The organism is Candidatus Cryosericum odellii (assembly GCF_003570935.1).
Lineage (GTDB): Bacteria > Caldisericota > Caldisericia > Cryosericales > Cryosericaceae > Cryosericum > Cryosericum odellii.
On sequence record NZ_QXIU01000092.1, the window covers coordinates 1 to 6060 of the forward strand.

Annotated in this window: 5 protein-coding genes; 4 read left to right on the top strand and 1 reads right to left on the bottom strand. The window is 58.6% G+C overall.

Going from position 1 to position 6060, the window contains the following annotated elements; genetic code table 11:
- Window positions 1-327: 327 nt before the first annotated feature.
- From SMC5_RS03670 to SMC5_RS03680, 3 genes are all read left to right on the top strand, one after another.
- Entirely contained in the window at window positions 328-1041 is a 714-nt protein-coding gene (locus SMC5_RS03670) for a response regulator transcription factor (RefSeq protein ID WP_126854930.1), read from the top strand.
- On the top strand, window positions 1025-2497 hold the full coding sequence (locus SMC5_RS03675; RefSeq protein WP_165846214.1) for a sensor histidine kinase: 1473 nt from the start codon (window positions 1025-1027) through the stop codon (window positions 2495-2497). The genes SMC5_RS03670 and SMC5_RS03675 overlap by 17 nt, the downstream gene beginning before the upstream one ends.
- 102 nt (window positions 2498-2599) lie before the next feature.
- Entirely contained in the window at window positions 2600-4057 is a 1458-nt protein-coding gene (locus SMC5_RS03680; protein WP_119119643.1) for an outer membrane protein assembly factor BamB family protein, read from the top strand.
- A 103-nt stretch (window positions 4058-4160) separates the two neighbouring features.
- On the opposite strand, the gene SMC5_RS03685 is transcribed toward SMC5_RS03680, so the two are convergent.
- A complete protein-coding gene (locus tag SMC5_RS03685) occupies window positions 4161-5819 on the bottom strand; it encodes a nucleoside kinase (protein WP_119119644.1) in 1659 nt (552 codons plus the stop codon).
- A gap of 41 nt (window positions 5820-5860) precedes the next feature.
- On the opposite strand from SMC5_RS03685, the gene SMC5_RS03690 reads away from it, so the two are divergent.
- Window positions 5861-6060, top strand: a 200-nt coding sequence (locus tag SMC5_RS03690; protein ID WP_133299156.1) for a hypothetical protein, incomplete at its 3' end; no start/stop codon positions are given.

Here is a 6060-nt window from a genome sequence, read left to right on the forward strand (position 1 = left end):
CGCATGATTCGGTCTGTGTGCATCGTCTTCCCCTCTCATTCAGAATACCATCCAACTCAGTATACGCACAGTCGAAGGGAATAGCAGGGCGTGTCTCCCCCCAGCATGGTTCTGGCGTCGATGAACTATCACAGAGTTGCGACATGGTAGATCGGGAGGTCGGGACGAGATGACAGGCGATCAGACCATGTCCCGGCGGGAAACGTAACCGTCCCGTAACCTGTGTCGGGCATAATAGAGCTCCGTTTCAGTTCGGCAGAATGGTCGAGACTGGTCACATGACACGTGCTGCAATATAATGTTCGAAACTGCTGAGGGGGTGAGCGCATGCGCATACTTGTGGTGGAGGACGAGCAGGACCTTGCGGAAGGGATCGCGGCTGGATTGCGCCGTGAGCTCTTTGCAGTAGACATCGCCTTCGACGGTCAGAGCGCCATCGGAAAGGTCCACGTTGAACAAGGGTACGATGTAATCATCCTTGACCTATGTCTTCCGATGCTGTCTGGGATGACTGTCCTTGAGCGTCTGCGCGGGGAAGGAGTTCGGACGCCCGTGCTCGTCTTGACGGCGGTTGAAGGTGTGGATGCCAGACTGAAGGCATTCGACTCTGGTGCGGATGATTACCTGGCTAAACCATTCGCGTTCGAAGAGCTTCTTGCACGAATTCGCGCCCTGCTTCGTCGTGGACCGCCATCACTGCCTGGTGTCGTGTGTGTTGAGGCTCTGCAACTCGATGTGTCTTCTCATTCGTGCACGGTTGCCGGCGTGACAATTTCGTTGACGTCCAAGGAAGAGCAATTGCTGGAGTATCTTCTGTGCAATGCTGGCCGTATGGTCCCACAGGAAGAACTGGAGCAGCATATGTGGGATGACCGTTCTGCATTGTGGGCACAGACACTCAAGGTCCACATACACCGACTCAGAGCGAAAATAGGCGACAATGCTACTCGACCCATTATCACGACGATTCGCGGCAAGGGTTACGGTATCCTTACTGCGGTGTCCGTCATCCCACGTGTCAGCGTTGACCAGAAAACATAGCCGGTTTGACGGAGTGACACTTATCGTTGGCGGTGTCACGGTGGTTAGTGTTGTCGTGTTCCTCGCAGCAGGGCACCCATATCAAACGTGGATTCAGGTGCTACTGGTTGTTGGCGCCGTTATGGCTGTCCTCATGGTCGCTCGCCCACGACTGGAAGCGCCCCAACTAAGCGCAGTTGGGCGCCGAGCGCAGCGCACTCAGAGACGCGTGGCGTTCCGTCAGGTGGTGCTGACTTCGGCTATATTCCTCGTGCTTGCCAGTAGCGTGGTCTTCATGCCCGAGATGGCGGCTCAGCGAGCAGCTGATGAGTTGGCATCGCGCGTCCTCGTGCGTGAACAGGATCGACTGAGCGCAGATGTTCGTGCGATTGCTGGTCAGACAAGCCTGGCTCAATCGAGCGCGGCAGGCCGGGACCTTCAGGAGACGTACTGCCTGACGGCGGGCGGATTTGTGTTGCTTCGGCAACGCGATGGAACCAGTGTTGCCTGGGGTAACGTGCCCGCCGTTGCCGACACGATTCGCTGGAAGACCGGGATTGTGCAGACCCTGCGACAGCCTCACAAGGAAGGTGTTGAACCAGGCGTATGGCTCATGATGACGGTGACGACAACTGAGGGGGACATCATCCTCGGTGTGCCTGCCAGCGTCTCGCGCGTTGAATCGGCCAGAGCGCGACTGTCGGCAATCATTGCATTGGTTGCGGGAGCCGTCATTGTTGCGACGTCGACTTGGTTTCTGACGACCGTTGCTTTGAAGCCTGTCGTGAGTACTGTGGAACACCTGGAGCAGTTTGCGTCCGATGCTGGTCATGAACTCCGCGGTCCACTGGCGTCTATCCGTGTGAACGCGGAGGTGGCCCTTGGGTCATCGGAGCTGCCTGGTGAGGTGCGCGAGCGACTGGAAGCTGTGATGCGACAGGCTCAGCGCGCAACCAGCCTGTCGAATTCGTTCATTATGTTGGCTCGGCTCGACGAGGTCCGGCCTTCGACGACAGATCACGTCACGACCTCCGACGTTGCCGATGAGTTGCGTGCTCGCTTCCAATCCGAACTGAAGACACGCAGCGTGACGCTGACAGCTACCGGCGAAAATCTGACCGTCGCAACGAACAGGGAGCTGTTGTTGCTGGCGTTGGACGGTCTCATGAGCAACGCTGTACGGTACGCGCCTGCCGGATCCGCCGTACGCCTGGATGCATGTCTGCTGCCTGATGGGAGGACGAGACTGACGGTGGCTGATAGTGGCCCCGGGCTTTCTTCGGATCAAGTTGCTCACGTGTTCGATCGGTTTTGGCGAGCAGACGTCAGCCGCAATCGTGACACGGGTGGTGTGGGACTTGGCCTTGCCATCGTCGCGAAGGCAGCGGAAGCTCTCGGGGGGAGTATTGCTGTGGAGCCCAACCTCGGACAAGGTGCGGTGTTTTGCCTGTTCCTGCCACGTTCAGCTACTCCGTAACCCTGGCGTAACCGTGAGGTGGTACGGTGGATGTTGCTCAGCAAGCCGATCGCTGTTCGTTTCGCGCAGGCCCGCTGAGACACTCTCACCAGGGAGGTACGCATGTATTGGAAACGCCATATTTTGAACGTGATTGCTGCCACTCTCGCAACAGGACTGCTGGTGTCGTCATGGGGTTGCACGGGTAGTCCTGCGAGTGGTGGCCAGCAGGTCGTACAGGTCGGTGACGTGGCGACCCGGGAAGTTACTGGGCTGTGGGCTGTTGCGGGGATGACATCCCTGCCGTCGGACATCACAAAACTGTTTGCCTGGTCCGGGAACGACGACATCTTTGACCCGAGGAACTCGTCATTCCCCTATGGTTCACCCGTGCAGGATGCTACGGGCACCATCTTCATTCCTGACTCCGGAGTGACAGCTCTCAACTCGGATGGAACACAGTTGTGGCATGCGACGGTGGGTGACGGAGTGGAGGGCCCCATTGTCGTTGCCGGCGCCCTCGTGTACGTGGTGGCGGGTGAGATGAACCTGGACAACCCGGGAGATCAGCAGGATCGGCTGTGGTGTCTTGAGGCTGCTTCCGGCCGTGTCGTGTGGAAAACCGAACCCATCGGGCACTCAGCAGGCGTCGCCTCAGGCACGATGCCAGTAATAGCAGGAGGGAAGGTGTTCCTGCCCGTTTCCGAGTTGACCGAAACTGACATGCTGAAATATGGAGCTTGGACGTTGCCTCAGCTGAGAGGGAAGACATATATTGGGATGTGGAATGCCACGTCTGGCAAATTCCTTGGTAAGACCATTCCCGAACAGTGGGACGCTCTGTTGGCATACGCAACGGCGACATGCAGCGATGGCAAAACCGTATTCTTCGCCGGTCCGGCAGCCCGAAATGGCAGAGAGGAGCCTCTTGTCCAGGCGGTGGATGTTCGGAGTGGCAAAGCTCTCTGGAGTCGCAGTGTACTGTCTACAATGACAAGCGGGTACGTCGCATTGGCGCTTGCAGGGGATACGTTGATATTCCAGACCAACGTGACGACCGTCTCGTCAGGACCGGATGGTCACCAGGTCCGAGAGGAAAACCTGTATGCCATGGCTCTCAGTGCCACGACGGGTGCAATGCTGTGGGAACAGGAACTGCCGGCAAACAGTCTTCCGTCGGGCCAATCTGCTCGCATGGCGGTTGTGGGCAGGACGGCGTACATGCCGACACGATCCGGGGAGATCGTGGCAGTGGACGTGGACACAGGGCATCGCGTATGGGAGAAGCAACTGCCCGGGGTTACATTGCATGACTTCGATGAAAGCACGCAGAAGGCACGAGACGTTCAGTGGAACGATTCGTTTCGGTTGGCCACTACCCCCGATGTTCTCTATGTGGTCAGTCAGACAAATGGCATGGTCAGAGCGTTGCGACTGACCGACGGAGCTACTCTCTGGGAACGTGATGCGAAGCTGGTCGATGGTATCTGGCCGGTCGAGAAAGGACTCCTCGTGTTGCGTACGCCGTACGATGACGTGTCAGGTCAGAAAGGACAGACTCGTCTCGAATTGTGGCACTAGGTAAGTGGGGACAAATGAAGGCTACCATCGTCTGGGTATAGGCAAAGATCACACTCCGCACATGAACACTGAGCCGCCACGCAATCGGCTCAGTGTTGGATTCCTAGTAGTTGAAGTAGCTGTTGCCGATGAACTCGCGAATGATGGATGTGCTGGGGATGACGTCGATGTCCATCACCGGCAGGAAGTAATCCAGGAACCGGATCAGCCGGCGCGCCTCGGAGTACTCGGGCACCGTGTTGTCGATCTGCAGCAGCAGCTGCATGGCGTAGTTCTTGAGGAAGGCCAGCTCGTAGACGAGCGACGAGTTGAACATGGCGTCGGCGTTTTCCTGGAAGGGGAAGATGTGCTGTTCCTCACCCATGCGGACAGAGTGCCATATTTGCAGGGTCTGCAGGGCCGAATACCCGCGGAACTTGTGATCGCGTACCATGCGTCGCAGGATACGCACGTCCGTCGTCGGGATGCGATTGTCGGCGTCCAGGTTGAGGAAGGTGAGGGCCGACACATAGATGCGATACTTGGCGGTGTCCGGTATCTGGGAGGTCAGCAGTGGGTTCAGGCCATGGATGCCCTCGACGACGAGGATGGTGCGGTCGTTGGGAACGATGGTATCACCGGCCTCGGAAGAGGTCCCGGTCTTGAAGCTGTACTTCGGCCGCGTGACAGTCTCTCCAGCCAGGATACGGTTGAGGTCGTCGTTGAACCCCGCTGTGTTGAGCGACTCCAGACACTCGAAGTCGGGTTGGCCCTCTGCGTCCCGAGGTGTCTTGTCCCGGTCGACGAAGTAGTCGTCCAGCGAGATGGCGTGAGGGTCGAAGCCGTTGACTCTGAGCTGCAGGGCAAGCCGCTTGCTGAACGTCGTCTTGCCGGATGAGGACGGGCCCGCGATAAGCACCAGGTGAGCACCTGAGGCCGTAACGCGGTCGGCCAGCTGCGCGATCTTCTTCTCGTGCAGCATCTCGCTCACCATGATGAGTTCGCGGGTGCCGCCGCCGGCCACGACGTCGTTGAGGTCTCCAGCCGTTTCCACGCGGATGATGCGTCCCCACTCCTCCGCCTCGTCGAAGATGTCGGCCAGCTTGGCCTGAGGCACGTAATCCGGCAGGGCTGTGGGGCTGGTGATGCCTGGGAAGACGAGCACCATACCAGTGCGATAGGGGATGAGGTCAAAGAGCGGCGTATCACCGGTGCTGTGCGGCATGAAGCCGTAGAAGTAGTTGGGGTGTTTGCCCAGGTAGTAGATGTTGACGGTGGACTTGCTGCGGTAGCGCAGCAGCTCGGCTTTGTCGTGCATGCCCAGGTTCTCCAGGAGCTGCAGGGCGTCCCACTTGTACAGTTCCTGCTTCTGGTACTCCAGGTCCTGGTCGATGAGCTCGTGCATGCGCTGCTTGATCTGGGCGATCTCGTCGTCGGTCACGCGCATCTCGCGGAAGTCGCAGAACAGCCCCTGCCCCAGCGAATGAAGGACCCGGAGCCTCCGGTCGGGAAAGAGGTCACGTGCCGCAGCGTACAGGATGAATACGAGACCGCGCTGGTAGATGCGTGCGCCGTCTTCCATCGTCATGTCGATGAAGCGGACGGTGGCGTCGTGCTTCAGCGTCTTGAACAGCTCACGGATGTCGTTGTTGACGCGTGCCGCCATGATGCGTGACGTGTGATATGNNTAGTCCTTTGCCAGCGAGTCCAGACGGACCCCTCGCGGGTACAGGACGTCCTCGCCGGTCTCCTCTATGTGCAGTCTGATCATCTCTGTCGCCATTGTGATGCCTCCTGACTTCTCAGTCTAAGCGCGCATGAGGTATGAACAAGTGCACTGTGGTCAGTAAACCAGCTATACTGTCAATCGTGGTGGGGGTGAGCGTGGTGGAGGGCAAGTCCGATCAGGACCTCCTGAAGGAGGCACTGAGTGACACGGGAGCGGTAGCCGTGCTCTACGACCGATATCGTGACCGCATCTTCGCATGTCTGATCCACACCGTGCTGGACCGAGACCTCGCCGA

Bases quoted from the DNA above. Each gene is read 5' to 3' on its own strand.
- SMC5_RS03670 (WP_126854930.1), top strand. From the start codon at position 328: ATGCGCATACTTGTGGTGGAGGACGAGCAGGACCTTGCGGAAGGGATC.
- SMC5_RS03680 (WP_119119643.1), top strand. From the start codon at position 2,600: ATGTATTGGAAACGCCATATTTTGAACGTGATTGCTGCCACTCTCGCA.